Below are 26,529 nucleotides of genomic sequence, written 5' to 3'. Positions count from 1 at the left end.
AGGACACCAGTTCAGGCGCCGACGTTTTTTGCGGCGCCGCCGCGCACAGGGCGAGCTGGCCTCGGTGCACCGGGAAGACCCGCTGGCCGGCGTCGCCAACCTGTTCGACGCCTCCATCGTCTTTGCCGTGGGCCTGATGGTGGCGCTCACGCAAGCCTTCAGCCTGACCCAGCTGCTCAATCCCGATTCGCAATTCACCATGGTCCAGCGCGACCCGCGGACCGGCGAGCTGCAGTTGCTGGAGAAGAATCGCAAGGAGGTCAAGGTCAGCAAAATGTCCGCGCAGCAAAAGACCGGCGAGGGCACGCGGCTGGGCGTGGCTTACCAGTTGCCGGACGGCAGCGTGGTGTATGTGCCGGAAGGCGCGGCGCCGGCTGCGCGTTGATGGGTTCGATGCCGCGCACGCCGTTCACGGTGTCCCTCGCGCCGATGGTGATGCTGGCGGATGCGCTGTTCCGGTCCCGCCCGTTGCATTGGCTGTTGCTCGCGCTTGTCCTGCTGTGCGGGCGAGCCCACGCGGCGGCGTTGGTGCAACCGGCAGCCGATGGCGGCCGTGCCCCTGTCCGCGTGTTGCTGATCACTACCAATACTCATCTGCTGCCCGCCGCCGAGGCGCGCCTGCGCGAACAGGCGGGGCCGGGCAGGGTGCGGCTCGACGCCGTCACCACGGCGCCCGATCCCGCGCAGGTGGCCGCCGCCGATGTCGTCTACGCCTACTTCGCGCCAACTGCCGTGCTCCGGCAGGTGGCGCCGGCTGTGCGCCAGGCGCGGCGGCGCGGCGCGCTGGTGCTGGCGGCGCCGGCCGCCTCCGCCGAGGCCGCCTGGGGCATCGGCATGGACGCCGCGCGAAACCAGGCCGCCGAGGCTTACTGGAGCGCCGGCGGCGCCGACAACCTGGCCGGCTGGCTGGCCTGGCTGGTGGCCGCGGTGCACGGGGAGCAGGTCATCGCCGTGCCGCCGCCGCGCCCGCTGCCCACGGCCGGCATCTATCATCCGCGCGCCGCGCAGCCGTTCGCCACGCTCAAGGACTACCTCGCCTGGTATCGCGGCGGCGGTGCCGGCGGCCTGCCTGCACAGGCGCCGCTGGTCGGCATCGCCTTCTACGCCAGCAACTATCGGCAGCAGGACCTTGCGCATATCGATGCCCTGATCGCGGCGCTGGAGCGCCAGGGCATCGGCGCGGTGCCGGTGTTCGGCTGGCCGCTGTCCGGGCTGGAACCGATGCTGACGGCCGACGGCCACAGCCCTTTGCGCGCGTTGCTGACGCTGAACCTCACCATCAGCCGGGCCGAAGACAAGACCTGGCTGGAACGCCGGGGCCTGCATGCCATCAACCTGATCGCCACGCGCGACAGCCAGGAAGCGTGGCGCGCGGACGTGCGCGGCATCGGCGGCGAGCGGCTGCCGCTGCTGCTCAACACGCCCGAGCGTGCCGGCGCCACGGAACCGATCCTGTTCGCCACGCTGGAGGACGAGGACGGCGCCAAGACCAGCCGGGCCGTGCCGGAGCGCGCGGACGCGGCGGTGGCCCGCGTGCGGCGCTGGATCGCGCTGCAGGACAAGCCCGCGGCCGACAAGCGCATCGCCATCCTCTACTACAACAACCCGCCGGGCCGCGGCAATATCGGCGCCAGTTACCTGGCCACGCTGCCGTCGCTGGTGCAAATCATGGCGCGCCTGCGGGAAGCGGGGTACCGCACCGGCACCGCGTTGCCGGACACGGCCGAACTCACCGCGCTGCTGGAACGCAACGGCCGCAATATGGAAGAATGGTCGCCCGGCGAACTGGCAGAGATGATGTCGCGCGGCAGGGTCAGCCTGCTGCCGATGGCGCAGTACAAGCGCTGGTTCGACGCCTTGCCGGCGCCGTTCCGCCAGTCGGTGCTGGCGGCCTGGGGGCCGCCGGAGCGCAATCCGCTGATGCTGGTTGGCGATGGCCACGGCGGGCAGGATTTCGTCATTCCGGGCCTGCGCTTCGGCAACCTGTTCGTCGGCCCCCAGCCGCTGCGCTCCACGTTCGCGCGTGCGATGGACAGCTCGCACGATACGGTGACCCCGCCGCCGCACTCCTATATCGCGGCCTACCTCTGGTACCGCCACGCCTTTGGCGCCGACGCGATGGTCCACGTTGGCCGCCACGGCACGCTGGAATGGCTGCCGGGCAAGCAGGTGGGGCAGAGCGGCGACGACAGTGCCGAAGTGCTGCTGGGCGACCTGCCCAACGCCTACTACTACATCCAGGACGGTGGTGGCGAGGCGATCCAGGCCAAGCGCCGCAGCGCGGCCGCGCTGGTCAGCCACCTGACGCCGCTGATCGCCCGCGCGGGCTGGCCGGACGCGCTGGCGAAGCTGGACGAAGTGATCGAGCAGCAGGAAGCCGCCGCCGACAGCTCTCCGGCACTTGCCGAGCAATACCGTTTGCAGGCACTGGCGCAGATCCGCGCGCTGGGCCTGGACCGCCAGCTCCGGCTGGACCTTGGCGCGCCCTGGGCGCAGGTCGAGCCGGTGATCCACCGCTTCCTGCACAAGGTCGAGGCCGAACCGGTGCCGCTGGGCATCCATGCGCTGGGCGAACTGCCACCGCCGGATATCCAGCAGCAGGCGTTGGCCACCGTGCTCGGGAGCGCCTTTGACGCGGGCGAGACGCGCCGCATCGGCCAGGACACCTTGTCCCGCTGGGCGGGCGCGCTGGTGGAGGGACGCGAGCCCGACACCGCCGGCGTCGGCGATGGGCAGCCGCTGGCGGACAAGGCGAAGGCCGCGTTGTCGATGGCGCGGGAGTGGCTGGCGCAATTGCGCGAATCGCCGCGCCGCGAACTCGATGGCCTGATCACCGTGCTGGCGGGCCGCTACCTGCCGACCGCGCCGCTGGGCGATCCGGTTCGCACCCCGCAGGGCCTGCCCACCGGGCGCAACCTGCATGCCTTCGACGGCGCGCTGATCCCCACGCCGGCCGCCTGGGCACTCGGCAAGCAACTGGCGGCGCAGACACTGGCGCGCTATCGCGAGGAGACCGGCGCCGCGCCGGAACAGGTGTCGATGGTGCTGTGGTACGGCGAGACCGAACGCCACCAGGGCGCGATGGAGAGCGAGGCGCTTTACCTGATGGGTGTGGAACCGGTCTGGAACGCCCGCGGCGTGGTTGAGGATGTGCGCCTGATTCCCGATGCCGAACTCGGCCGCCCGCGCGTGAACGTGCTGTTCACCATTTCGGGCATTTACCGCGACGGTTTCGGCGACAAGGTGGCGCTGCTGGACAAGGCCGCGCGCCTGGCCGCCGCCGCCGGCGACAACTCCGTCAGCCGCCACGACCGCGAGGCGCGGGCAACGCTGCTGGCGGCCGGCGTGGAGCCGCAACTGGCCGGGCGTCTGGCCCGCGCCCGCGTGTTTGCCGCCAAGCCCGGCAACTACAGCATCGGCGTGCAGCAGATGGTGGAGCAGAGCAAGGATGTGCCGCAGGCCGGGGAACAGCCGGGCGCGCTGGCGCGGCAATACCTGCGCTATATGAACTTTGCGTTTTCAAGTGAAGGCTGGGGCGAAACCGCGCCGCAGGCGCTGGCCAGCCATCTCAAGTCCAACCAGGCCGTGCTGTTCTCGCGCGCCAGCACGCTCTACGGCGCGCTCGACAACGACGATACCTACCAGTACGCCGGCGGCCTGAACATGGCCACGCGCGCGGTCAGCGGGCAGGCGCCGCGCTTCTGGCTGCACAACCTGCGCCGCGCCGGCGAGGAGCAGACTGTAGATGCCCGCACCTGGCTGGCAACCGAGCTCAACGCGCGCAACTGGAACCCGCGCTGGATCGAAAACATGCAGCGCTCCGGCTATGCCGGCGCGCGCGAGATGTTCAAGGAGATCGAGCATCTCTATGGCTTCCAGGCCACCAGCCCGGAGCAGATGAGCGGCAGCTTCTGGCAGAACACGTATGAAGTCTACGTGGCCGACAAGCACGGGCTGGGCATGGACCACTTCTTTTCGCAAAGCAACCCGCACGCGCGGCAGGGCATCCTGGCACGGTTGCTTGAGGTGGACCGCCAGGGCAGCTATCGCTTCACGACGCAAGAGCGCGCCGACATGGCGCGGCGCTATGTGGAATCGGTCAACCGCGACGGGCTGTCGTGCTCGGCCAATAGCTGCGGCAATCCGGTGCTGATGCAATACATCGCCGGGCTGGGGCAGCAAGCCCGGCTGCCGGCGGATACGCTGCGCGCATTCGCCGAGCGGCTGGCGCGCGCCATGCCGGGGCGGGAGCCGGCCGCGCAGGGCGCACGCGCGGGATTGGCCGGTACGCCTGCGGCACGGCCGGCGCGCCAGGCCGCGCCGCAGCCACCGGCGCCGCGTCCCTCCGCCGAGCCAGTCACCGAGCCTGTCACCGGCCATTTGCTGGAAAGCCGCGTGCTCAAGCTCGCGCCGCCCGCGTCCCTGACGGGCCTTGCGCCCCGCGAGGCATTCCGGGCCGCCGTGCTGATGCTGCTGCTGGTTGGCGCCGGCGCGGGCGCCGAGTGGTGGCGCGGCCGGCGGCGCGGACCGGCGCAAAGCTGACGCGGCACCGGTGGACAGTACCTCCGTATCTCTTTATGCTGGTCCCCTCGCAGCGGCCGGGCCCCCCGCAGCTTACCGGCTGCGCGGTGCATAACTTGCCAAACGCCCGCATCGCATCGCAAGCCCCGGTTCAACCCCAACGCTGAATTTTCAAAACCGCCCATGCAGACCCGTAAGATCCCCGCCACCATCGTCACCGGCTTCCTTGGCAGCGGCAAGACCACCTTGCTGCGCCATATCCTTGAAAACGCCGGCGGCCGCCGCATCGCGGTGATCGTCAACGAGTTCGGCGAACTGGGTATCGACGGCGAGATCCTCAAGGGCTGCGGCATCGGCTGCGACGAATCCGGCCAGAGCAATGGCCAGCTCTACGAACTGGCTAACGGCTGCCTGTGCTGCACGGTGCAGGAGGAATTTTTCCCGGTGATGGAGCAATTGCTGGAGCGGCGCGCCGACATCGACCATGTGCTGATCGAGACGTCCGGCCTGGCGCTGCCCAAGCCGCTGGTGCAGGCCTTCAACTGGCCCAGCATCAAGAACGCCTTCACGGTGGACGCGGTGGTCACCGTGGTGGACGGCGCCGCGGCCGCGGCCGGCCAGTTCGCCGCCGATCCGGACGCCGTGGACGCGCAGCGCAAGGCCGACCCCAATCTCGACCACGAATCCCCGCTGCATGAACTGTTCGAAGACCAGCTCGGCGCCGCCGACCTCGTCATCCTCAACAAGACCGACCTGATCGACGCGGCGCAGCGCGCCGAAGTGGAAGCGCTGATCCGTCCGGAAATCCCCGCCGAAGTGAAGATCGTCGGCGCGCAGGGCGGCAAGCTGGATATCGGGCTGCTGCTGGGGCTGAACCGTGCCTCGGAGGAGAGCATTCACCTGCGGCCCGACCACCACGGCTCGGCGGACGATCCCGATCACGCCGACCACCACCACGACGAGTTCGATTCGGTGGTGGTGGAGCTCGGCGAGGTGGACCGCGATCCACTGATCGATGGCCTGCGCCAACTGGTGGAAAGCCATACGATCTACCGCATCAAGGGCTTTGCCGCGCTGCCGGGCAAGGCCATGCGCCTGGTGCTGCATGGCGTGGGCCGCCGCTTCGACAGCTACTTCGACCGCCGCTGGCAAGCGGGCGAAACGCAGTCCACCCGCATCGTGCTGATCGGGCAGGATCTTGACCAGCCCGCCCTGCAGGCCGCCTTGCAAACCGCGCTGGCGGGCGCCGTGCGCGCGGCTTGAGGCAGACCCGAGCCCAGGCACCCGATGCATCTGCTTTCCACCCGCCCGGGCGGCTTCGTCGACGATAACGCCGGCGTGGTGCGCATCGAGCAGAGCCCGGCCGAGATCGTGGTGCTGAGCGCGGCGGATACCACGCTGTCACTGCTGGCCGGTGTCTTTCCGCGCCTGGGCGCGGGCTTTCCCACGGTGCGGCTGGCCAACCAGATGTACCTGCGCCAGCCGGCCTCGCTCGACATGTACGTCGACGATGTGCTGCAGCACGCGCGGGTGGTGGTGGTCGATCATCTCGGCGGCGATAGCGACTGGGCTTACGGACTGGAGCGGCTGACCGAACTGGCGCGCGCGCGCGGCCAGTTGCTGGTGATGTTCTCCGGTGACCTGGCCGAAGATGCCAACCTGCTTGCGCGCGGCAATGCGCCGCAAGCGCTGGCCAGCAACTTGTGGCGCTACCTGCGCGAAGGCGGGGCGGACAACGCGGAACAGTTCTTCCGCTGCCTCGCGCACCATGCCTTTGACTGGGGCGAGCCGGCATTGCAGCCGCGCGTGCTGCCGCAGGCGGCGATCTATCATCCGGCGCATGGCGTGGCCACGGTGGCGGACTGGCAGCGCGAATGGGAGCGTGACGGCCACCCGGACGGGCCGGTGGTGGCGCTGGTCTTTTACCGCTCGCACCTGCAGGCCGGCAACACGGCCGTGTTCGATGCCCTGATCGCGGCCTTGCGCGCCGAGGGCATGCGCCCGCTGCCGCTGGCGGTCAGTTCGCTCAAGGACACGCTGTGCCGCGACGTCATGCAGCACTTGTGCGCGGAGCACGGCGCGGCGCTGGTGCTCAACACGACGGCGTTCGCGGTTTCCTCGCTCGAGGCGCCCGAATCGCCGCAACTTGCCGGCGATGCGCCCGTGCTGCAGGTCATCCTGAGCGGCGGCAACCGCGAGGACTGGCTGCGCGACAGCCAGGGACTCGGGGCGCGCGATGTCGCCATGCATATCGCCATGCCCGAGGTCGATGGCCGCATCATCACGCGCGCGGTCAGCTTCAAGGGACTGGCCTATCGCTGTCCTTACACCGAAGTCGACGTGGTGCGCTACCAGCCTGACGCGGAGCGCATCGCCTTCGTGGCCGAACTGGCCCGCCGCTGGTGCCGCCTGCGGCAGCTCGGCAGTGCGGACAAGCGCGTAGCGCTGGTGCTGGCGAACTATCCGGCCAACGAAGGACGCATCGGCAACGGCGTGGGCCTGGATACGCCCGCCTCGGTCGTGGGTATTCTCGCCATGCTGCGCGAACACGGGTACCACTGCGAAGGCTTGCCGGCGGACGGCGACGACCTGATGCGCGGGCTGACCCGGGGCATCACCAACGACCTGGCGCAACGCGACCTGCGGCCGGCTTTCCAGAGCCTGCCGATGGCGGACTACCAGCGGCACCTGGCCGCCCTGCCGGAAGAGAACCGGCGCGCCATCGCCGAACGCTGGGGCCGCCCGGAACAGGATCCGATGGTGCGCGAAGGCCGTTTCATGATCGCCGGCGTGCGCAGCGGCCATTTGTTCGTGGGGCTGCAGCCGGCCCGCGCGTACGCGCTGCCCGGCGAAGCGGGCACCCAGGGCTATGCCGGCTACCACGACGCCGATCTGGTGCCGCCGCACGGCTACCTGGCCTTCTATTTCTGGCTGCGCCACAGTTTCGGCGCCGATGCCATCGTCCATGTGGGCAAGCATGGCAACCTGGAGTGGCTGCCCGGCAAGAGCGTGGCGCTGGCCGACAGCTGCTGGCCGGATGCCATCCTCGGGCCGCTGCCGCATCTCTATCCCTTTATCGTCAATGACCCGGGCGAGGGCGCGCAGGCCAAGCGGCGCGCGCAGGCCGTCATCATCGACCACCTGATGCCGCCGCTTACGCGCGCCGAGAACTACGGCCCGCTGCAAGACCTGGAGCGCCAGGTCGACGAATACTACGAGGCGCTGGCGGTAGACCCGCGCCGTGCGCGGCTGCTGCGCAAGGCCATCCTGAAGCTGATCGTCGACCAGCAACTGCATCGCGAGCTTGGGCTGGATGCCCCCGCCGACAGCGATGGCGAGGACGCGCTGCTCAACCGCACCGACGCCTACCTGTGCGAGCTGAAGGAATCGCAGATCCGCGATGGCCTGCATGTTTTCGGCGTGTCGCCGGCGGGCCGCCAGCGGCGCGACACGCTGCTCGCGCTCGGGCGCTTTCCGGTGGGCGATGGCAAGGGCGCGCAGGCCAGCTTGCTGACGGCGCTGGCTGCCGACCTGGCGCTGGGCGGCGGCTTCGATCCGCTCGATGCCGACTGGTCCGCGCCATGGGAAGGGCCGCGTCCGGCGCGAATGGCGGCGCTCGACGCGGGACCGTGGCGCCATCACGGCGATACGCGCGAGCGGCTGGAGATGCTGGCCACGGCATTGCTTGAAGCGGCAGACTTCGATGACGACATGACGCGTTCCCTGCCGCAGACCGCCGCCGTGCTGGCACGCCTGCAGCGGGACGTGATGCCGCGCCTGGATGCCTGCGGCCCGCAGGAAATGCTGCAACTGTCGCGCGGGCTGGCCGGGCGCTTTGTCCCACCCGGCCCCAGCGGCGCGCCCTCGCGCGGACGGCCCGATGTACTGCCTACCGGGCGCAATTTCTACTCGGTCGATACGCGCGCGGTGCCCACCCGCACGGCCTGGACGCTGGGCCTGAAGTCCGCCAGCCAGCTGATCGAGCGCCACTTGCAGGAGCATGGCGAATATCCGCAGTCGATCGGGCTTTCCGTCTGGGGCACCGCCACCATGCGCAGCGGCGGCGACGACATCGCGCAAGCGTTCGCCCTGCTGGGCGTGCGGCCGAAGTGGGCGCCCGGCAGCTACCGCGTGACCGATTTCGAGATCCTGCCGATGGCGATTTTCGACCGCCCGCGCGTTGACGTGACCTTGCGCGTGTCGGGGTTTTTCCGCGATGCCTTCGCCAACGTCATGCGCCTGTTCGATGCCGCCGTGCAGGCGGTGGCCGAACTGGACGAGCCGGCCGAACTCAACCCCGTGCGCGCCCGCGTGCAAAGCGAACGCGCGCGGCTGGAAGCGCAGGGCGTGCCGGCCGCCGAGGCGCGCCGCCGCGCGGGCTGGCGCGTGTTCGGCGCGCGGCCGGGCGGATACGGCACGGGCCTGCAGGATCTGATCGACAGCCGCAACTGGCAGGACGACCACGATCTCGCCCAGGCTTACCTTCATGCCGGCGGCTACGCCTACGGACAGGGCACGGACGGCGTCGAAGCGCGCGCCAGCTTTGCCGAGCGGCTGGCCAGCCTGGATGCGGTGGTGCAGAACCAGGACAACCGCGAGCACGACCTGCTCGACGCCAACGATTACTACCAGTTCCAGGGCGGCATGGTGGCCGCCGCGCGCGAGCTGGGAGGCACCCAGCCGGCCATCTACCATGGGGATCACAGCAATCCGGCGGCGCCGCGCATCCGTACCCTGCAGGAGGAAATCAGCCGCGTGATCCGCGCGCGCGTGGTCAATCCCAAGTGGATCGACGGCGTCAAGCGGCATGGCTACAAGGGCGCCTTCGAGATGGCCGCCACCGTGGACTACCTGTTCGGATTCGATGCCACCACGCGCGTGGTGGCCGACCACCAGTACGCCCTGGTGACCGATGCCTATGTGAACGACGCGGACACCCGCGCCTTCCTGCGGCAGCACAATCCGCGCGCGCTGCACGCCATCTGCGAGCGCTTGCTCGAAGCGGTGCAACGTGGCCTGTGGCAGGAGCCGGGCGCACGCCGCGCCCAACTGGAACAACACCTGCTCGACAGCGAGCAGGCGCTTGAAGGAATGCCCTCATGAATGCGACCGCCCGGCTCCTGCGCGTGCCGTTTCCCTTCAGTGCCCTGGTGGGGCAGCAGCGTCTGCGGCAAGCGCTGCTGCTCGCCGCGGTGGACCCCGGCATCGGCGGCGTACTGGTCAGCGGCCCGCGCGGCACGGCCAAGTCGACCGCCGCGCGCGCGCTGGCCGAACTGCTGCCAGAGGGCCAGTTCGTCACGCTGCCGCTGGGCGCCAGCGAAGAGCAACTGACCGGGACGCTTGACCTTGGCCATGTGCTGCAGCAGAACGAGGTACGCTTCGCGCCCGGCCTGCTGGCGCGAGCGCACCAGGGGGTGCTGTACGTGGACGAGGTGAACCTGCTGCCGGATCACCTGGTCGACCAGTTGCTCGACGTGGCCGCCAGCGGCGTCAACGTGGTGGAGCGCGACGGCGTGTCGCACCAGCACGAGGCGAGCTTCGTGCTGGTCGGCACCATGAACCCGGAGGAGGGCGAGTTGCGCCCGCAGCTGCTGGACCGCTTCGGCCTGGCGCTGGCGCTGGAGAACTGCACCGATCCCGCGCAGCGCCAGGCCATCGTCAAGGCGCGGCTGGCGTTCGACAGCGATCCCGGGGCGCTGCGCGCGCGCTTTGCCGCCGAGCAGGAAACGCTGACGCGGCAGGTGCGGCTGGCGCGCGCGGCGCAGCCGTCGCTATCGTTCAGCGATGCCGTGCACGAGCATGTCAGCGCGCTGTGCCTGGCCGCTGCCGTCGACGGCGTGCGCGCCGACCTGGTGATGCTGCGCGCGGCGCGCGCGCTGGCGGCCCTGCAATGCGATGCGGCGGTGGTGCCGGCGCATGTGGATGCCGTGGCGGAACTGGTGCTGCACCATCGGCGCCAGGCGGCACCCGATGCCGACAGGCATGGCGATGCCGGCGAATCCAGCCGCGCCAGCGATGGCGGGGGCGATAGCGCAGACACCGGCGCGGCGGGCGCCGGCAACCCCTGGGGAGCGCTCCCGCCGCCGTCGGCGGGCAGCGCGACAGGCATCGCCGCCGTCAAATCCGTGAGGCCGCTGCCCGCAAAAAAAGCCTGAGCCACCGGCAGGCCGCCGCCGATTCCGGGCAAGGCGGCAACCGGTGGCAGGCACCCCGTTTCGCCGCTCCCCGAGGCCGCCCGGCAGGCCTGCGCATTCACTGGCCGCGCACGCTCGCGGCCAAGCGCACCGAGCCGCTGGCCGCCGGCCACCTCCGCATGCGAACCCAGCAGGCGCATGCTGGCGTGTTCCATTGTTTCGTGCTCGACTGCTCGGCATCGATGCTGCACGGCCGCCAATTGGCGCTGGCCAAGGGCGTGCTGCTGCGCTTGCTGCAGCGCGCCTACCAGGCGCGCGCCGAGGTGGCGCTGGTCTGCTTCGCCGGAGGCCGGGCGGAAGTGCGCCTGCAGCCAGCGCGGGCCCGTCCGTGGAGCGAAGCCTGGATCCGCCCGATTGCCGGTGGCGGCGGTACGCCGCTGGCGCTTGGCATGGAGCGTGCCGGCCAGCTGCTGGCGCAGGCCGCGCACCGCTGTCCGGCGCAGCAGCGCTGGTTGTGGTTGCTAAGCGATGGCCGCAGCACGGAGCAGCCGCCACGTCCGGTTGGCGCAGATGCCGTGATGGTGGTGGATTTCGAGCGGCAGGCGGTGGCGTTGGGGCGTTGCCGGCATTTGGCGCAGAGGTGGGCGGGAGAGTATCTGGTGGCGGATGCGTTGATTGGGTGAGACACCAGCACTGTATGTTTATACAGTGCTGGTGTAGGATGCCATTTCCTCCGCCCGATCATGAGCGTGAAAGCGAAACGTACACTCGGCGGCATGGATGGTGGCCTTGGGCGTTGGCGTCAGGCTTGCCATTCGTATAGTCAGGCTATACACTTCTCGTGATTCTGCAATGATCAAAAGCTTCGCTCACTCCGGCCTGCAGCGATTCTTCGAGACCGGATCGAAAGCCGGGATTCAGCCTCGGCATGCCGAGAAACTTCGGATACAGCTTGGTGCTTTAGACCACGCCATCAAGCCAGAGGACATGGGCGTGCCCAGTTGGAGATTGCACGAACTCAAAGGCCGCATGGCCGGACACTGGTCAATCACCGTCAATGGGAATTGGCGCATTACCTTCAGATTCGAGGATGGCGATGCGCTGGTTGTGGACTACCGCGACTACCACTGACCCCCAAAGTACTGACATCAAGGAGCCCATCATGACTCGGATGCACAAGCCTCCGCATCCCGGCACGGTCCTCGCTGAATGGCTGGCGGGCCTCGACGACATGACGATCACGGCGTTTGCCGGGCACATCGAAGTGACGCGTGCCACGCTCTCCCGTATCGTGAACGGCCATGCGGCAATTACGCCCGATATTGCCATTCGCCTGGAAGAAGCGTTGGGTGCCAGCCGCGAGATGTGGTGCGGTATGCAGACCGCCTACGACCTCTGGATGGCCGCGCAGGAACCCCGGAAACACATCAAGCCGATTGCGCGTCCGGTCATGGACGAAGCGGAGCCGTCCTGCGCATAGGCGACCGGCGGGCAGCCCGTATAGGTTCTGCTCCGGCCACACTCGCACAATGGCTTGAGCAAGGGCGCCGATGAGGTGCCTATTTCAGCGAGCGGCGCCGGTCCGCCTCGCCAGACCTCACCCCATCCGCACCTCGATCTCATCGTAGCGCCGGACCCGGTACACCACCATCGAGATCAGCCAGCTCAGCACAAACACGCCGATGATCACATAGCCGAGCATGCCGAAATGCGCGTTCAGCTCGCCGATCACGTCCCACAGGCCGCCTTCCAGCCCGAGCTTGCCGGCGATCAGTCCGAGCGCTTCGATGCCACCGATCACCACCGCGACGATCACCGATACCAGCGTGATGGTCATGTTGTAGTAGAGCTTGCGGATCGGCTTGGTAAAGGCCCAGCCGTAGGCGCCCAGCATCAGGATGCCGTCGGTGGTGTCCACCAGCGACATGCCGGCGGTGAACAGCGCGGGGAACACCATGATGGTCCAGAACGGCACGCCTTTTGCCGCCTCCGCCGCCGATAGCCCGAACAGCGCCACCTCGGTGGCGGTATCGAAGCCGAGGCCGAACAGCAGCCCCATCGGGAACAGGTGCCAGCTGCGGCTGGCCAGCCGGAACAGCGGGCGGAACAGCCGCGACAGCACGCCGCGGTTGTTCAGCAGCAGGTCCAGGTCCTGCTCCTTGAGCACCTCGCCGCGCCTGACCGCGCGAAAGGTGCGCCACACGGAGATCAGGATCAGCAGGTTGAAGAAGGCCAGCAGGAACAGGAACAGCGCGGACACGCTGGTGCTGATCATGCCGCCCACGGCCTTCATGTCCGCAAAGCGCGTTTGCAGTGCGGCGGCGGCAACGGCGATGCCGATCGACATCAGCGTGACCACGGTGGAATGGCCGAGCGAGAAGAAGAAGCCGACCGTCACCGGGCGCTTGCCTTCCTGCATCAGCTTGCGCGTGACGTTGTCGATGGCCGCGATATGGTCGGCATCGACGGCGTGGCGCAGGCCGAGAGTGTAGGCCAGGACCGCCGAGGCCAGCAGCATGGGGTGCTCGCGGAACGCCACCAGCGCCCACACCCACGCCCCGGCGTTGGCGGCGATCAGGAAGACATAGAGCGCAATGACCTTGCGGCGCACGTCGGCGTCCTGGTCGTTGAAGATGCTGGCGAGGAAGCGAAACATGGGGGCTCCGTGAACGGTCCGGAATGTTGGGTAAATGGGCGAACGCCGGGATTCATGCCCGGCGGCGGCGCCTGCGAAACAACCTGCGCCAGCCGATCACCACGCCGCTGACAGCGCCTGCCAGCCCGACGATCGAAAGCAGCCAGACCGCCAGGTCCCAGGCGGGGCGATGCCGCAGCAGCCAGCCGAGATCCCAGGTATGCGCGGCATTGAACAGCCACCGGTAGGCGCGCCGGCTGCTGTCGCTGCGGCCGAGCAGGTTGCCGTTGTCGGGATCGATATACGCCCAGGTTTCGGCGGCATCTTCGAAGCGCACGCGCAGCACCGGCAGCTTGCGCGGCTGGTGGTGGCTGTACCAGTAGGCATCGTCTTGTTGCAGCAGGTCGCTGCCAGCGACAGCCGCATCCGGCACCAGCCGGGCGGCAGCCTGTGCGAGCGCCCCGGCGGAGAGCGCAAGCGGCGCCCCGGTGTCGGCACGGTAAGCCTGCGTCGTGACCGCGGCGCCGGCAGCGGCCCGCGCCACCAGCAAGACCGGCAATCCGGCCTGCCAGGCCATCTTGATTTCCCGCGGGGCCGCGCCGGCGCCGGGCAGCATCCCCGCAAGCGCGGTGCCGTCCCCGGCGGGGAAGCGCGGCTGGACTTCGCCGGCATAGCGCTCCAGCGCGGGCTGCGCAAACGCGCGCCCTGGAAACCACTGGTTGGGATTGACCGACAGCCAGCCGCTTGCCAGCCAGGCCAGCAGGAACAGTGAACCGGCCAGGCCGGCGATATGGTGCCAGGCCATCCAGCCGTGATAGGGCGAGGTGCCTCCGGCGCTGCCATGCGCGAAGCGGCGGCGCACGCGCAGGCGCAGCCAGCCGATCCAGATGCCGCTGATCGCCACGACGATGCAGACGCCGGAAGTCCACAGCACCACCTGCCGCCACAGCGGCGGATCGGCCCGCACCGGCGTGAAGTAAAGCCAGTGCGGGACCGCGCCAAGCCAGTTCCAGAATCGCTCGCTGCGGTTGGTGTCGCGCATGACTTCGCCGGTGCGCGCGGAGACATACAGCTCCGTGCCGGCGGCGGCGTCCAGCGCAATGCGGTGCAGCGGGCGCCAGGGATTCAGTCCGTTAGGCACGGTCCACTGGTCCCGCTCGGCGGTCTCGATCCAGCGCGCGCCGGCGGCGCCGGAGAAGCGCCGGGCGATCTCCTGCGCGGCGGGGGCATCCACCTGTTCGATGCGGGCCGCGTCGCGCGCGGACACGGTGTGCGGCTTGCCGTTCCAGTCGACCATGCGATAGACGGGGTGCGCGCCCATCATTTCCAGGCGCAGGCTGCGCGGAAAGCGGGAGAGGCCCGCGCCGGCCATCGCCGCATCGGGCGAGACCCGCACCGTGGCCACGTCCAGCGGCGGCAGCCCCGCGAGGCGCTCGGCGTCGGTCAGCGCGGGAAAGGCCACATACATCATGACTAGTCCCGACAGGAACCACATGGTGATCAGTAGGCAGCCGGCGATGCCGGCCCAGCGGTGCACCAGATAGAGCCAGCGGCGCGTGAAGCGCCAGCAGGACGCGCGCCAGGACAGGGGCGTGCTCGCCATGGCCTGGCCTAGAAGTAGAAATTGGCCGACAGCTCAGCCGCGCGCGGCCGTCCCATCAGCCACTGGGCGCCGCTGTTGCCGGACGATTCGGCGTAGTCGCGGTTGAACAGGTTGTAGACCCGCAGCGTCAGCGCCGTCTTGCGCGATATGCGCCATTGCAGCGAGGCATCGACCACCGTGTACGACGGCATGGCCGTCGTATTGGCATTGTTGGTATAACGCTTGCCCACGTAGCGCAAGCCGCTGCCGACCTGCCACTGCGGCGCGAAGGCCCAGGTCAGCCACAGGTTGGCCGCCTGCTGCGGCACGTTCGTCGGCACGTTGCCGTTGCGCGAAACCAGGGCGCCGTTCACGCTTTCGGCGAAGTCGTCGTAGCGGGCGCGCAGCACGGTGCCGTTGGCATCCACGCGCAGGCCGCGCACCAGTTCCACGCTTACCGAGGCTTCCAGCCCGCGCGAGGACTGCTCGCCTACCTGCACCGACAGCGCCGGGTTGCCGGCATCGCGCGTGAGGAGGTTCTTCTTGACGATCTGGTAGGCGGCAAAGGTCCACTCGCCGCGCTGGTTCCAGAACGACTGCTTGACCCCGGCTTCGATCTGCCTGCCGGTAGCGAGCTTGAAGTCCTTTTGCGCATCCGAGGTGGTGATCAGTGCGCCAAGGGGGTCGGTGGCCGTGGCGTACTGCGCGTAGACGGAAAAGGCGGGTGTGAATTCGTAGACCGTGCCCGCGCGCCAGGTGACGTTGTTGAAGCTGCGGGTCCAGTCGTCGCCGGAGACCAGGTTGCCGCGCTCCAGTTCGGCATGGTCGAGCCGCACGCCGCCGATCACCGACCATTGCCGGGTCAGCTTGAGGCGGTCTTCGCCAAACAGCGCGTACTGCGTGGTGTGGGTACGGAAGCGCGGCGATGTGACGATGCCCGGCGGGCTGAAGAACTGGCCCGGATCGAACTGGTAGGCATTCACGGTGGAGGTGCCGCCGTAGGGCGAGTTGTTGCTGTGGGTGAAGTTGATCCGGTTGACGTCGAATCCCACCAGGGCGGTATTGGCCATGCCGAACAGCTGCCCGTCGATCTTCAGGTCGGCGCGGTCGCCCACCTGCTCCTGGTTGTGCAGGATTTCCAGGTAGTCGGTGCGGCGCACCTGGCCGGTTGCCGGCAGGAAGGTATAGGACTCGGCATCGCGCCAGTGGCGCTGGCTGGTGAGGTAGTAGAACTGGTTACGCACCGTGACGCGCTCATTGGGCTGCCATTGCGCGGCGAGCCGGGTCCAGCGGTCGCGGTAGGTGATCTCGGCATCGCCGACGTTGTAGTTCTTCTTGCGCAGGGAAGTGTCCAGGCTGCCGCTGACCAGCGGCGTGCCCAGGTATTGCATCGGGTGCTGGTCGCCGTCGTCATAGGACAGCGTCATATTGAACTCCGGCGATACGTCGAGCCGCACCGCGGCCGACACCGCCAGGCTGCGCGAATCGCCCCGGTCCACCCAGCCGCCGGAGCGCGCGTAGTTGGCGTTGAAGCGGTACGAGAGATTCTCGTTGACCGCGCCACCGCTGTCGAAGGCGGCGCGCGCGGTGCGCTGGGTGCCACCGGTGAGCTGCAGCTCGTTGGCGATCGGCGCACGCAGCGGCTTCTTGGGGATCACGTTGACCACGCCGCCGATCGCGCCCTCGCCGTACATGACCGAGGCCGCGCCGCGCAGGACTTCGATGCGGTCCGCCGACCAGGTGTCGAAGGGGAAGGTCACGGTGCCGGAGGCGACGTAGAGCCGTGTGCCGTCGTACAGCTGCATCACCGAGCCTTGACCGGAGAAGCCGCGCGCCGTGAGCGACGTGCCGCCGTTGCCGGGGGCGCCGTTGGAGGTTATGCCGGTGGTGCGGGTAACGGCTTCGCGCGCCGACTGGTCGCCGCGCTCGCGTATCGTCTCGCCGGACAGCACCTCGACGCTGGCGGGCGTTTCCAGCTGGGTCAGGCCTAGCCGGCTGCCCGTGCCCGTGGGTTCCGACAGTGCCAGCCCGGGCAGCTGCGAGTCGCTGCTGACCATCACCGCCGGCAACACCGTACCGTCTTTCCGGGAGGATTGGGGGCGTTCCGAGGCTGGCGCTTCGTCCGCGGACCAGGCCGCATCCGTGCCCAGCGTGGCGAAGGCCCCGAGCGAGAGCGCGAGCGCGCAGTGGTGCGCCAGCTTGCGTGGGGCGGGAGTGAATCGTTGCCTGGAGGAGCCCGGCAGGGTGGTGCGGGCAATGCGAGGGCGCGCGGACATGGACTTTCCATCGTTGGCCGCAGGCGACCCCGCCCGGCGGCAATAAACGAACAAGCCACGGACGAGCGCGCAGTGGCGGCGGGCCCATGGCCAGCCGCCTCACGCCTGGCCGCCCGTCCGCAGCCTCGGTGATCGGTCGAAGGCCGGTATCCGGGCTCGCAGGGGGACGCCTGCCGCTGGGGCGCGTCCGGGGTGCCGCCTTCCCACGCATCGATGCGCAGTGGCTGCCGCTGCCTGCCGGCGCGGCGTGACACCTTTGTACCTGCTGACCGTTGCGGGGGCAGCACAGGATTTGCCGCGGCCTGGCCGCGGCGCACCTGTTTCCCGTTTAACCCCCGCCGCTTGACGCGCGCGAGGGCACCTTCGAACCATTTGCATTCCAATTGCAATTCACTTGCAACAGTGAATCGGAATGCGAGGCGGATTGTAGCCGCATTCCAGTGGTTTTTGGCAGCCATATTCGGGTGGCCGGCGATGCACCATGAGAGTGCCGGCGTCCTCGTCACGACGGGATCTCTCTTCACTGTGGTGCTTTGTACGATATAGATGCCGCTTCTTGCTTTTTTCTTGCGGGCTTTCCCCAGTTGGCGCTAAAGAAGGCGCAAGCCGTTCCGATATCCCGGAGATGCCGCGTGTCTCCCGCATCGCTGGTACTTGTCTAGAAAAAGCGAACTCCATGAATCAACTGACCTTGCGAAAAAAGCTGTGGATCCCTCTCGTGCTGGCCTGGCTCGGTCTGCTCCTGCTGACCGTGATGCACGCCTTCCAGACCCGCCAGTTGCAGATGGCGGACCGCCGCGGCGAACTGGCCAACGTGGTCGATATGTCGCTGTCCCTGGTGCGCGACTATGCCGAGCAGGCACGCCAGGGCAAGATGACCGAGGATGAGGCCAAGGCCCAGGCCACTGCCCGCATCGCCGCGCAGCGCTATGGCAAGGACGGCTACATCACCATCGTCAGCGCGGATTCCGTGATGCTGATGCATCCCATCAACGCCAAGCTCAATGGCAAGAACCTGCGCGATTTCAAGGATGCCAAGGGCAATGCCTTGTACGTCGATATCGCGGCGCGCGGCGCTTCGGCGGAAGGCGCGGGTCATCTGGACTACTGGTGGCCCAAGCCCGGCAGCGACCAGCCAAGCCCGAAGGTCGGCTACGTGGCACGCTACAAGCCGTGGAACTGGGACCTGGTCGCGGGCACCTATATGGATGACGTGGAGGCGCAATTCCGCACCTCGCTGTATCAGTCGCTCGGGCTGCTGGTGTTGCTCGGCATCGTGATTTCCGTGGTGGCGACGCTGCTGATCCGCAGCATCCAGCGCTCGGTCGGCGGCGAGCCCGCCACCGCGGCGGCGCTTGCGTTGCGCATGGCTGGCGGCGACCTCACCGCCCAGGTCACGGTCGCCCCGGATGACCGCGCCAGCCTGATGTACGCGATCGGCCATATGCGCTACCAGCTCGCGCGCACGGTCTCGGGGATCCAGCAGTCGGCCGAATCCATTACCTCGGCCGCGCAGGAGATTGCCTCCGGCAATACCGACCTGTCGAGCCGTACCGAGCAGCAGGCCGCCTCGCTGCAGCAGACCGCGGCCAGCATGGAGCAGATCACGGCGACGGTGCGCCAGAATGCCGACAACGCCACCGAGGCCAGCCAGTACGTGGCCGACGCCTCCCAGATTGCGCAGCAGGGCGGCAGCGTGGTGAGCCAGGTGGTGGACAAGATGCGCGGCATCACCGCCAGCTCGCGCAAGATCAACGACATCATCGGCGTGATCGACGGCATCGCCTTCCAGACCAATATCCTGGCGCTGAACGCCGCGGTGGAAGCCGCTCGCGCCGGCGAGCAGGGGCGCGGCTTCGCCGTGGTGGCGGGGGAAGTGCGCAATCTCGCGCAACGCAGCGCGGGCGCGGCCAAGGAGATCAAGACGCTGATCGTCGAGTCGGTGGGCCAGGTCGACAGCGGCTCTGCCCTGGTCGAGCAGGCCGGCCAGACCATGGCCGAGATCGTCAACGCGGTCAGCCGCGTGACGTCCATCATGGATGGCATCGCATCGGCCACCGCGGAGCAGCGCACCGGCATCGAAGAGGTCAATCGCGCGGTCGCGCAGATGGACCAGATGACGCAGCAGAACGCGGCGCTGGTGGAGCAGGCGAGCGCCGCCGCCGCATCGCTGGAAGACCAGGCCGACGCGCTGCATCACGCGGTGTCGGCGTTCCGCCTGGCTGCCTGAGTATCCGCCCCGGCAGGGGCGGCAAGCCGCCGCTTACAGCAGCGACTTGCCCTGGGCGAGGACCTTGTCGCAGACCTGCCTGGTGACCTGATCCTTGAGGCCGCCGCCGCTCAGGTCGAACTGCTTGCCGTCGCTGTTGTGCAGGATGCCCTTGGCACCGTCGGTATAGCCGCTATCGGCGGTGGGCGAGCCACTTTCAACCTTGCCTAGCAGCTTGTCCTTGACGGAAGCGGCGCCGCTGGCGCCGCCGAGATAGTTGTTCTTGACGCAGAATTCCAGTATGCCGGCGATATTGCCGGTGCTGCCGGACGTCAGGGATTGCAGCGAAGGCATGCTGCCCATCCCGCCCAGGCTGCCGAGTCCGCCGATGGCGCCCTCGCTGCCCTGCGTCGCGCCTTTGAGCATGTCCCCGAGCTGCGCGTGCGCTGCCGCCACCGGTATCAGCGTGGCGATCAGGATCTTCACGACTGTGTTGCGATAGACTCTGGCGTTCATGCGGCGATCCTCCCGGCTTGGTGGAAACCAGCTTCCACTATAGTGCGTGCCCGGATTGCCATTGCACGCAATCCGGGTGCAATCGGGGCGCAATCCGTCATCGTCCGCCCCGATGCCACGCTGCGCCGCGAGACGCCGCGGCTGCACCCCCTATCCGGCCTCAGGCCTTGCGTGCCGTCAGCCACTCGGCGGGTTGCAGGGCCTTGCCCACGATGCGGATCTCGCCAATGCGGCCAAAGAAGCCGTCGGCGCGCGCACCGTCCCAGGAACCGCCGCCGATTACCCAGGGCATGTCCGCCGCGAGCGTGGCCAGGCCTGGGGCGTTGCTGGCATTGCGCAACACCGGCGCGCCTTCCACGTAGAGAATGGTTTCATGGCTGACATCGTCGTTGACGATGGCCACGTGCAGCCACTTGTCGGCAATGATCTCGCCGGACCAGTTGGTCTTGCCGTCGCGGCTGCCGCTCTGCACCGGCACGACTTCCCATTGCACTTCGCGCAGGCTGGAGATGGCGAACAGCAGCGGCGGCGACTCGGGGTCGCCCCCGGTAAAGCCGGCCAGGCTCCCGCGTTTGCCGTCGCGCGTCATGATATTCATCCACGCGTTGTTGCCGGCGCTCCAGTTCTTGTCGATTTTGATGAAAGCTTCGACGGTGTAGCCGCTTTCCAGGGTGGCGGCATTGATGGGTGCCGTGCTTCCCGTGACGAAATAGCTCATGCGCAGCGGCGCGTTCTTGTTGGTGTTCAGGAAGCGCACGCTGCCCGGCGCAGCCGACAGGTAGTGGTGGTCGTCGGACCACACCACATCGCCCAGCTGGGCGGCAGCCACGCCGTCCACATTGAGCGCGGCGCGGCTCAGCGGGTTGGCGCCGGACTGGTCGGCCACGACCTGTCCCACCGGCACCGCGCTGCCCGCGGCGCCCCCGAAGAAGCGCCAGTGCGCCACGGTTTGCGCCACGTGCGGATAGTCCTCCGAATTGCTGGCAGGCTTCTGTTCGGCCTTCACAGGCTCCTTGAAGCCCGCGAGAATCATTGCCTTGGCCTGGTCCGCCAGCGATGTGCGCGTTGCCGTGGCGGCCTTGAAGCCCGGATTGAAGCGCGCAAAGCGCTTGGCGAAATCCATCTGGATGGTGAAGGTCTCGTTGGGCGCGTCCAGCACGGCCTGGTCGAAGTCATTGAGCGTGTGCTTGGGTTTTTGCGGCACCCACGGCGAGAATGACAGCACCTTGATCTGGTTGGCGGTGAGGTCGAATTCGTACAGCCGCATCAGGCCGTTGCCGCCCTGGTAGGCCATCTGGTAGTCGACCACCATTTCCTCGACCGCGTTGCCGTAGACATTGGTCTTGGTAAGCCGCGCGGCGCCGTGGTAGTGGCCGTTCAGCGTCATGAAGATCTGGTCGTTGTCCTTGATCAGTTTTTCCCACAGCAGCAGGCCGTAGGGCACCTCGAGCGGCGTGACCCCGTCCTTGTCGATATTGATCAACTGGTGATTGGCGAGAATGGCTGGCAGCGTCGGGTTGTTGCGCAGTACCTGGCGTGCCCACGCGATGCCGTTGTCGGAGACGCGCCACGACAGCGAGAGCACCAGGAACTTCTGCCCTTCGGCTTCGAACACGTGGTACTCGTGGAAGCCGCTCGGGTCGCGCCCGCCGAAGGTGGCCTGTTTGCTGGCCCGGGCCGTGCCGAATGTCTTCAGGTAGGGCTCGTTGGCCAGCGTGCGCTCCGTGTCGGTGCCGGTGTTGTTCGGGCCACCGCTGTAGTCGAGGTCGAGAATGACATCGTGATTCCCGGCCAGGATCGAATACGGGATCTTGGCGCTCTCAAGCACCTTCATGGCCTGGTCGGCCACCACCCACTGCTCGGGCTTGCCTTGCTGGTCCACGACGTCGCCGAGATGGATCAGGAAGGGGATGTTGAGCGCCTTGGCATTGTCCGCGACCCAGTTGGTCTGCGCCTGGAACGGCTCGCTGTTGAATTTGCGGCCGAACTGGTCGTTCTCCGCCAGCGTTGCATAGCGCGAGTAGAACTGCGTATCGGGCAGCACCGCCAGCGCGAAATTGGATGCCAGCTGCGGGCCGGCCGGTGGCTGCGGTGCCGGGCTGCCGGTGTTCGGTGCGGCGGGCGCGTCGTCGCCACCTCCACCTCCACCCCCACCCCCGCACGCAGCCAGCAATGCACTGCCGCCTGCCGGCAGCAGCGTCGCACCCAGTCCGGCCCTGAGCAAGCTCCTGCGGCGTTCATCCGGCACGCTGGTTGTTGTCTTCTGTACCTGTTGCCGCGCATCGGCTTAGTGCTTCTTTGTCATGACTTTCCATGTGGAACAAGAAGCGGCAAAGCTAGCCAGCAGAGATGACGTGCGCATGAAGAGATGTTTCAGGCTTTTGATTTTTTGTTCTGTAGGTTGGAATTTTGTCTCAATGAAGCGACACCGGGTCGGCTAGGTGTATCGTTTTACTAAAAACAGGATTTGTTTCTCCGACGTCACCTTTCTGTCACGAACGATCGTCAACATCGGCGCCCACAAGAGTCTTTGCCAGTGCGTCCGGGCAAGGGGCGATGCCAGTGACACGCATCGCCCGGCGGCCCAGGGCGCGCGGACAGATCGGGTCAATACGTAAAAAGTCACCAGGGAAATCCAATGCGTCACTCCAAATCCATCATCGGCCTGGCCGCCTCGCTATGCATCGCCGGCGGCTTCTACGGTTGCAACGGCAACGGCGACCAGTCCAGCCCTGCCACTCCGGCCACCCCCGGCACACCGGCCGCGCCGGCCGCGCCGGCCACCCCGCCGGTCGTGGAAGTCACTGGCAAGTGGACGACCGGCGACCTGCATGTACATACGATCCAGTCCAACGATGCGCAGAGCCCCCTGGCCACCGTGCTCGACCAGGCGTTCACCGCGAGCAACCTCGACTGGATGGCCTTGTCGAACCACCTGCGCGTCTCGGATCGCGACCCGGCCGGCACGGCCATCCCTGGCGGCTCGGTGGCATTCTCGAAGGGCATGGCGGATTACGAAGTGCCTGCCGTCAAGCAAATGCAGGCTGACGGCCGCTATCCCGGCAAGCTGATCTTCTCCGCCTTCGAGTGGGACATGCCGACCCACGACCACATGAATGTGGGTATCTTCTCCGGCTCGCCCGCGCTCGCACCGGCCCTCAAGGCCGCCAACGAGTTCGAGTATTTCTTCACCAACCGCGCCGACACCCTGTTCAATCCGGCGGACGTGGCAGCGTGGAATGCCAAAGGCCCGCGCGCCTTTACCACGCACGCCGACGCGCTGCTGGCCTTCAACTGGCTCAAGACAAATTACCCGGACAGCAGCTACGCACTGATCAACCACCCGTCGCGCAATCCGGGCAAGTACACCGCCGCCAACTATCGTGAGTTCAACGACCTCGCGCCGAATATCGTGTTCGCGGTGGAAGGCATGGTCGGCAACCAGATGGAGCCGGATCGCGGCGGCTACAACAGCGCCTATATCGATGCCAACCTGAAGTCGCGCACCTATGGCGGCGTGGACTATGTGGTTGCGCAAGTCGGTGGCATCTGGGATGCCCTGCTGGGCGACGGGCGCCGCTTCTGGAACATCGCCAACTCGGACCACCATTTCAAGACCGCGGGCGGCCAGTTCAGCAGCGGCTATTTCCCGGGCGAATACGCACGCAACTACCTGTGGATGGAAGGTGCCGGCATCAAGGGCTTGCTGGACAGCCTGCGTGCGGGCAAGTCCTTCTCGGTGTTTGGCGACCTGATCAATGCACTGGATTTCAATGTGGCGGCCGGCAGCACCAAGCGCGAGATGGGCGGCGAACTCGTGGCCAAGGCGGGTGACAAGGTCACTGTCACGATCCGTTTCAAGAGCCCGGACCGGAACCGGTTCGAGTATCCGCTGGACAGCGGCGTCAATGTCAACGTCAGGCCGACCGTGGACCATATCGACCTGATCGCCGGCGACGTCACCCCTCGCGCCAAGCCTGGTACGCCGGAATACAGCAAGGAGACCAATGATTCCACCAAGGTCATCGCAACCTTCACCAAGACCGACTGGAAGCTGGACAAGGATGGCTACAACACGGTGACCTACACGTTCACCGCGGCCAGGAGCCAGTACTTCCGCCTGCGGGGCACCAATCTCGGGCTGAACGTGCAGGGAGAAACCGCGAACGGCAACCCGTTGCCCGACACCAAGACCGACCTGGTCGAGAATGCGGCACGCTTCGATGCCATCAACGCGCGCAACTACAACGACCTGTGGTTCTATTCGAACCCGGTGTTCGTGACGGTCGCGTCCGGCGCGTAAGCACGTAAGGACGCTACCCGCTGGGCCGGCATGGCGATACTCGGCTTTCACTAGCGTTTCGGCCGGACGGGCAAGGCACCGGCCCTTAGCGGCGCGGCCTGCCCGGCAATGGGCAGGCGCGCTTGTGAAGCCTCCTGGAGCAAGGACACGGATCGCCATGGCCATTACCACCAGCGTCAGAAAAAGAAAAAGTACCGCAAGGCAGTGCTGAACCTGCGCGCCGCAATCAAGCGTGGCGACGAGGAAGCCATCAAGATTCGCCGCGAGCAGCTGAAGCTGCTGCCCGTGCCGCGCCAGCGCTATGCACGGGCGGCCACAACCTGAACGGCACCCGGCGCGGATACCCGCCTAGAAAGAGCCGAAGGCGCTGCCGATCGCGATGACGGCGGCCAGCGCCGCGATCGGGCCAACGATGCCAACCACCACGATATCGCGATAACTTTCGCGGTGCGTGGTGCCGCAAACCGCCAGCAGCGTCACCACCGCGCCGTTGTGCGGCAGGCTGTCGAGCGTGCCCGCGCCGATCACGGCGACCCTGTGCATCAGGGCCGGGTCGATGCCGGTCGCCGCCGACAGTTGCAGGTAAGTGCCGCCCAGCGCCTGCAGCGCGATGGTCAGCCCGCCGGACGCCGAGCCGGTCAGCGCGGCGAGCATATTGGTGGCCACCGCCAGCGACACCAGCGGACCACCCTCGATCGACAGAACCCACTCGCGCACCAGTTCAAAGGCCGGCAGGGCCGCCACCACCGAGCCAAAGCCCACCAGGCTGGCCACGCTGAGCGCCGGCAGCACCGCGGCATTGGCGCCGGCGTCCATGCTCTCGCGCGGCTTGCGCAAGCGCTTCCGGTGCAATACCAGCAGGCTGAGGATGGCCGCGGCCAGCGCCACCAGCACCGACCACACGCCGCCCAGCGCGGCAAGGCTGGTAGCGCCCCAGCGCTCGTCCGCCAGGTATCCCGCATTCCAGCGCGGCAGCACCAGCAAGGTCATCGCCAGGTTCACGACGACCACCATCACCAGCGGCAGGAACGCGCTCCATACCGCGGGCAGATCGGCGCTGCGCGCGCCGTGGAGCGCTTCCGCGGGATCGAATGCGTGCGCTACGGTGGCGCGCTCGCGCACCAGTTCATCGTCGGCGGCGAGGTCCGCCGATTCCAGCGCGTGATCGCCGAAGGTCTCGCCCGCGCGGCGCGCGGCGCGCTCCATGCGGGACAGCCACCACAAGCCGAAGACCAGCATGACGGCGGAGGCCAGCATGCCCAGGCCAGGCGCGGCGAACGGCGTGGTGCCGAAGAACGGCATGGGGATCGCGTTCTGGATGGCGGGCGTGCCGGGCAGCGCGGACATGGTGAAGGTGGAGGTGCCGAGCGCGATCGCGGCCGGCATCAGGCGGCGCGGAATCTGCGCGGCGGCGAACAGCGCCTGCGCCATCGGCGCCAGCACGAAGAAGGCAACAAAGAGGCTGACCCCGCCGTAGGTGACCAGCGCGCCGGCCAGCACCACGGCCAGGATGGCGCGCTGCGGCCCAAGCCTGAGCGTCGTCCAGGCCGAGATGGCGTTGACCGAGCCGCTGTCGTCCATCAGCTTGCCGAACAGTGCGCCCAGCAGGAACAGCGGGAAGAACTGAGCGAGGAAGCCTGCGGCGCTGCCCATGAAGGTCTGGGTCCAGTGCGCCAGCAGCGGCTCACCGGCGGTAGCCGCGGCCAGCAGCGATGCCGCGGGTGCCAGCAGCAGGATGCTCCAGCCCCGGTACGCCAGCCAGATTAGCAGGCCAAGGGCGAGCAGGATGCCAAAAAGGCCCATGGTGTCGGTTCTCCCGCAGCATTTCGTCGAGATCGAAGGCGCGCGCGCGGCAGCCTGGCCCCGGCGAGCCTGATCAGCATACGTGACGCCGCGGTGACATGCCGTGGCCTTGTGGCGACACGGCGTCGCCGGTTTGTCTTGACGCGGCCGCGCGGAGCGTGCCATCGCGCGGAATCCGCTCCGGAGCGCTTCTCAGGGCACATTCAACGGCCGGGACGCCGGCTTACACTGGCGCCATCCATCCGGGGAAGGCCGCCATGAACAAGCCAAGGTCCAGCCGTCTGCTCGATCGTGTCTCGCCGCTGGTGCTTGCCGACCTGCGCCGCATGCAGGCCGCCGCCGAGGCGAGGCGCGACCCGGCGTCTCAGGTGCAGCCCGCGCCGCTGCCCGGGGTTGGGGGCGGGTGAATTCGATAAAAATCAAAAAAATGCTGCCAATTACGCGGAAATTGCCCGCTATGACCCGGAGCGGGGTATTTTTGTGATGGAGCTTCGCCTCGCCGGCCGGCGCATCCGATAAGCGCGCCACCCGCGCAGTTACGCTGCTGCTT

The 26,529-nt window shown here is 67.8% G+C and carries 18 protein-coding genes and 1 riboswitch; of the genes, 12 read left to right on the top strand and 6 right to left on the bottom strand.

Features of this window, described 5'->3' with window-relative positions; all coding sequences use genetic code 11:
* The first annotated feature begins 28 nt into the window (after positions 1-28).
* The 8 genes from ACZY0R_RS02795 (at position 29) to ACZY0R_RS02760 (ending at position 12,135) form a co-directional block, all read left to right on the top strand.
* Entirely contained in the window at positions 29-385 is a 357-nt protein-coding gene (locus tag ACZY0R_RS02795; RefSeq protein WP_488857028.1) for a DUF2149 domain-containing protein, read from the top strand.
* A gap of 8 nt (positions 386-393) precedes the next feature.
* Positions 394-4,542, top strand: a complete 4,149-nt coding sequence (locus ACZY0R_RS02790) for a cobaltochelatase subunit CobN (RefSeq protein ID WP_488857027.1) — start codon at positions 394-396, stop codon at positions 4,540-4,542.
* Between the two features lie 162 nt (positions 4,543-4,704).
* Positions 4,705-5,784: a cobalamin biosynthesis protein CobW gene (gene cobW, locus ACZY0R_RS02785; RefSeq protein ID WP_488857026.1), complete on the top strand. Its 1,080-nt coding sequence runs from the start codon at positions 4,705-4,707 to the stop codon at positions 5,782-5,784.
* A 24-nt stretch (positions 5,785-5,808) separates the two neighbouring features.
* Positions 5,809-9,624, top strand: coding sequence for a cobaltochelatase subunit CobN (gene cobN / locus ACZY0R_RS02780; RefSeq protein ID WP_488857025.1), 3,816 nt, complete (start codon positions 5,809-5,811; stop codon positions 9,622-9,624).
* Positions 9,621-10,676, top strand: a complete 1,056-nt coding sequence (locus ACZY0R_RS02775) for a magnesium chelatase ATPase subunit I (protein ID WP_488857024.1) — start codon at positions 9,621-9,623, stop codon at positions 10,674-10,676. Before cobN ends, ACZY0R_RS02775 begins: the two co-directional genes overlap by 4 nt.
* 158 nt (positions 10,677-10,834) lie before the next feature.
* Positions 10,835-11,338 (top strand): vWA domain-containing protein, encoded by a 504-nt coding sequence (locus ACZY0R_RS02770; protein ID WP_488857023.1) that lies wholly within the window; start codon positions 10,835-10,837, stop codon positions 11,336-11,338.
* Positions 11,339-11,507: 169 nt separating this feature from the next.
* Entirely contained in the window at positions 11,508-11,786 is a 279-nt protein-coding gene (locus ACZY0R_RS02765; RefSeq protein ID WP_488857022.1) for a type II toxin-antitoxin system RelE/ParE family toxin, read from the top strand.
* Between the two features lie 31 nt (positions 11,787-11,817).
* The gene (locus tag ACZY0R_RS02760) at positions 11,818-12,135 is read left to right on the top strand and encodes a HigA family addiction module antitoxin (RefSeq protein ID WP_488857021.1); all 318 of its coding nucleotides are present in this window, start codon (positions 11,818-11,820) and stop codon (positions 12,133-12,135) included.
* 117 nt (positions 12,136-12,252) lie between these two features.
* On the opposite strand, the gene ACZY0R_RS02755 is transcribed toward ACZY0R_RS02760, so the two are convergent.
* The 3 genes from ACZY0R_RS02755 to ACZY0R_RS02745 are packed head-to-tail and all read right to left on the bottom strand — an operon-like array spanning position 12,253 to position 17,148.
* The gene (locus ACZY0R_RS02755) at positions 12,253-13,311 is read right to left on the bottom strand and encodes a HoxN/HupN/NixA family nickel/cobalt transporter (protein ID WP_488857020.1); all 1,059 of its coding nucleotides are present in this window, start codon (positions 13,309-13,311) and stop codon (positions 12,253-12,255) included.
* Positions 13,312-13,363: 52 nt separating this feature from the next.
* Positions 13,364-14,893, bottom strand: a complete 1,530-nt coding sequence (locus ACZY0R_RS02750; protein WP_488857019.1) for a PepSY domain-containing protein — start codon at positions 14,891-14,893, stop codon at positions 13,364-13,366.
* 8 nt (positions 14,894-14,901) lie between these two features.
* Positions 14,902-17,148, bottom strand: coding sequence for a TonB-dependent receptor (locus ACZY0R_RS02745; RefSeq protein WP_488857018.1), 2,247 nt, complete (start codon positions 17,146-17,148; stop codon positions 14,902-14,904).
* Between the two features lie 124 nt (positions 17,149-17,272).
* Positions 17,273-17,528, bottom strand: a riboswitch (cobalamin riboswitch).
* 296 nt (positions 17,529-17,824) lie between these two features.
* Here ACZY0R_RS02745 and ACZY0R_RS02740 point away from each other — a divergent pair.
* Positions 17,825-19,378: a methyl-accepting chemotaxis protein gene (locus ACZY0R_RS02740; protein ID WP_488857017.1), complete on the top strand. Its 1,554-nt coding sequence runs from the start codon at positions 17,825-17,827 to the stop codon at positions 19,376-19,378.
* Between the two features lie 33 nt (positions 19,379-19,411).
* Here ACZY0R_RS02740 and ACZY0R_RS02735 read toward each other — a convergent pair whose 3' ends face one another.
* Positions 19,412-19,873 carry a YjjA family protein gene (locus tag ACZY0R_RS02735; protein WP_488857016.1) on the bottom strand — a complete coding sequence of 154 codons (462 nt, stop codon included), beginning with the start codon at positions 19,871-19,873 and terminating at the stop codon, positions 19,412-19,414.
* Between the two features lie 160 nt (positions 19,874-20,033).
* Complete coding sequence (locus ACZY0R_RS02730) at positions 20,034-22,121, bottom strand: LamG-like jellyroll fold domain-containing protein (protein WP_488857015.1); 2,088 nt, start codon at positions 22,119-22,121, stop codon at positions 20,034-20,036.
* Positions 22,122-22,511: 390 nt separating this feature from the next.
* On the opposite strand from ACZY0R_RS02730, the gene ACZY0R_RS02725 reads away from it, so the two are divergent.
* Complete coding sequence (locus ACZY0R_RS02725; RefSeq protein ID WP_488857014.1) at positions 22,512-24,176, top strand: S-layer protein; 1,665 nt, start codon at positions 22,512-22,514, stop codon at positions 24,174-24,176.
* Positions 24,177-24,284: 108 nt separating this feature from the next.
* Entirely contained in the window at positions 24,285-24,500 is a 216-nt protein-coding gene (locus tag ACZY0R_RS02720) for a hypothetical protein (protein WP_488857013.1), read from the top strand.
* A gap of 24 nt (positions 24,501-24,524) precedes the next feature.
* On the opposite strand, the gene ACZY0R_RS02715 is transcribed toward ACZY0R_RS02720, so the two are convergent.
* Positions 24,525-25,979, bottom strand: coding sequence for a GntP family permease (locus tag ACZY0R_RS02715; protein ID WP_488857012.1), 1,455 nt, complete (start codon positions 25,977-25,979; stop codon positions 24,525-24,527).
* A gap of 257 nt (positions 25,980-26,236) precedes the next feature.
* On the opposite strand from ACZY0R_RS02715, the gene ACZY0R_RS02710 reads away from it, so the two are divergent.
* A complete protein-coding gene (locus ACZY0R_RS02710) occupies positions 26,237-26,386 on the top strand; it encodes a hypothetical protein (RefSeq protein ID WP_488857011.1) in 150 nt (49 codons plus the stop codon).
* The last annotated feature ends 143 nt before the right edge of the window (positions 26,387-26,529 follow it).

Source organism: Cupriavidus sp. F041 (genome assembly GCF_057814235.1).
The sequence above is the reverse complement of the archived record's forward strand: the minus strand, read 5'-3'. Positions and strand labels throughout refer to the sequence as shown.

Coding starts and splice junctions, on each gene's coding strand:
- ACZY0R_RS02790 (WP_488857027.1), top strand. CDS start 394: ATGCCGCGCACGCCGTTCACGGTGTCCCTCGCGCCGATGGTGATGCTG.
- cobW (WP_488857026.1), top strand. CDS start 4,705: ATGCAGACCCGTAAGATCCCCGCCACCATCGTCACCGGCTTCCTTGGC.
- cobN (WP_488857025.1), top strand. CDS start 5,809: ATGCATCTGCTTTCCACCCGCCCGGGCGGCTTCGTCGACGATAACGCC.
- ACZY0R_RS02775 (WP_488857024.1), top strand. CDS start 9,621: ATGAATGCGACCGCCCGGCTCCTGCGCGTGCCGTTTCCCTTCAGTGCC.
- ACZY0R_RS02770 (WP_488857023.1), top strand. CDS start 10,835: ATGCGAACCCAGCAGGCGCATGCTGGCGTGTTCCATTGTTTCGTGCTC.
- ACZY0R_RS02765 (WP_488857022.1), top strand. CDS start 11,508: ATGATCAAAAGCTTCGCTCACTCCGGCCTGCAGCGATTCTTCGAGACC.
- ACZY0R_RS02760 (WP_488857021.1), top strand. CDS start 11,818: ATGACTCGGATGCACAAGCCTCCGCATCCCGGCACGGTCCTCGCTGAA.
- ACZY0R_RS02755 (WP_488857020.1), bottom strand. CDS start 13,311: ATGTTTCGCTTCCTCGCCAGCATCTTCAACGACCAGGACGCCGACGTG.
- ACZY0R_RS02750 (WP_488857019.1), bottom strand. CDS start 14,893: ATGGCGAGCACGCCCCTGTCCTGGCGCGCGTCCTGCTGGCGCTTCACG.
- ACZY0R_RS02745 (WP_488857018.1), bottom strand. CDS start 17,148: ATGTCCGCGCGCCCTCGCATTGCCCGCACCACCCTGCCGGGCTCCTCC.
- ACZY0R_RS02740 (WP_488857017.1), top strand. CDS start 17,825: ATGAATCAACTGACCTTGCGAAAAAAGCTGTGGATCCCTCTCGTGCTG.
- ACZY0R_RS02735 (WP_488857016.1), bottom strand. CDS start 19,873: ATGAACGCCAGAGTCTATCGCAACACAGTCGTGAAGATCCTGATCGCC.
- ACZY0R_RS02725 (WP_488857014.1), top strand. CDS start 22,512: ATGCGTCACTCCAAATCCATCATCGGCCTGGCCGCCTCGCTATGCATC.
- ACZY0R_RS02720 (WP_488857013.1), top strand. CDS start 24,285: ATGGGCAGGCGCGCTTGTGAAGCCTCCTGGAGCAAGGACACGGATCGC.
- ACZY0R_RS02715 (WP_488857012.1), bottom strand. CDS start 25,979: ATGGGCCTTTTTGGCATCCTGCTCGCCCTTGGCCTGCTAATCTGGCTG.
- ACZY0R_RS02710 (WP_488857011.1), top strand. CDS start 26,237: ATGAACAAGCCAAGGTCCAGCCGTCTGCTCGATCGTGTCTCGCCGCTG.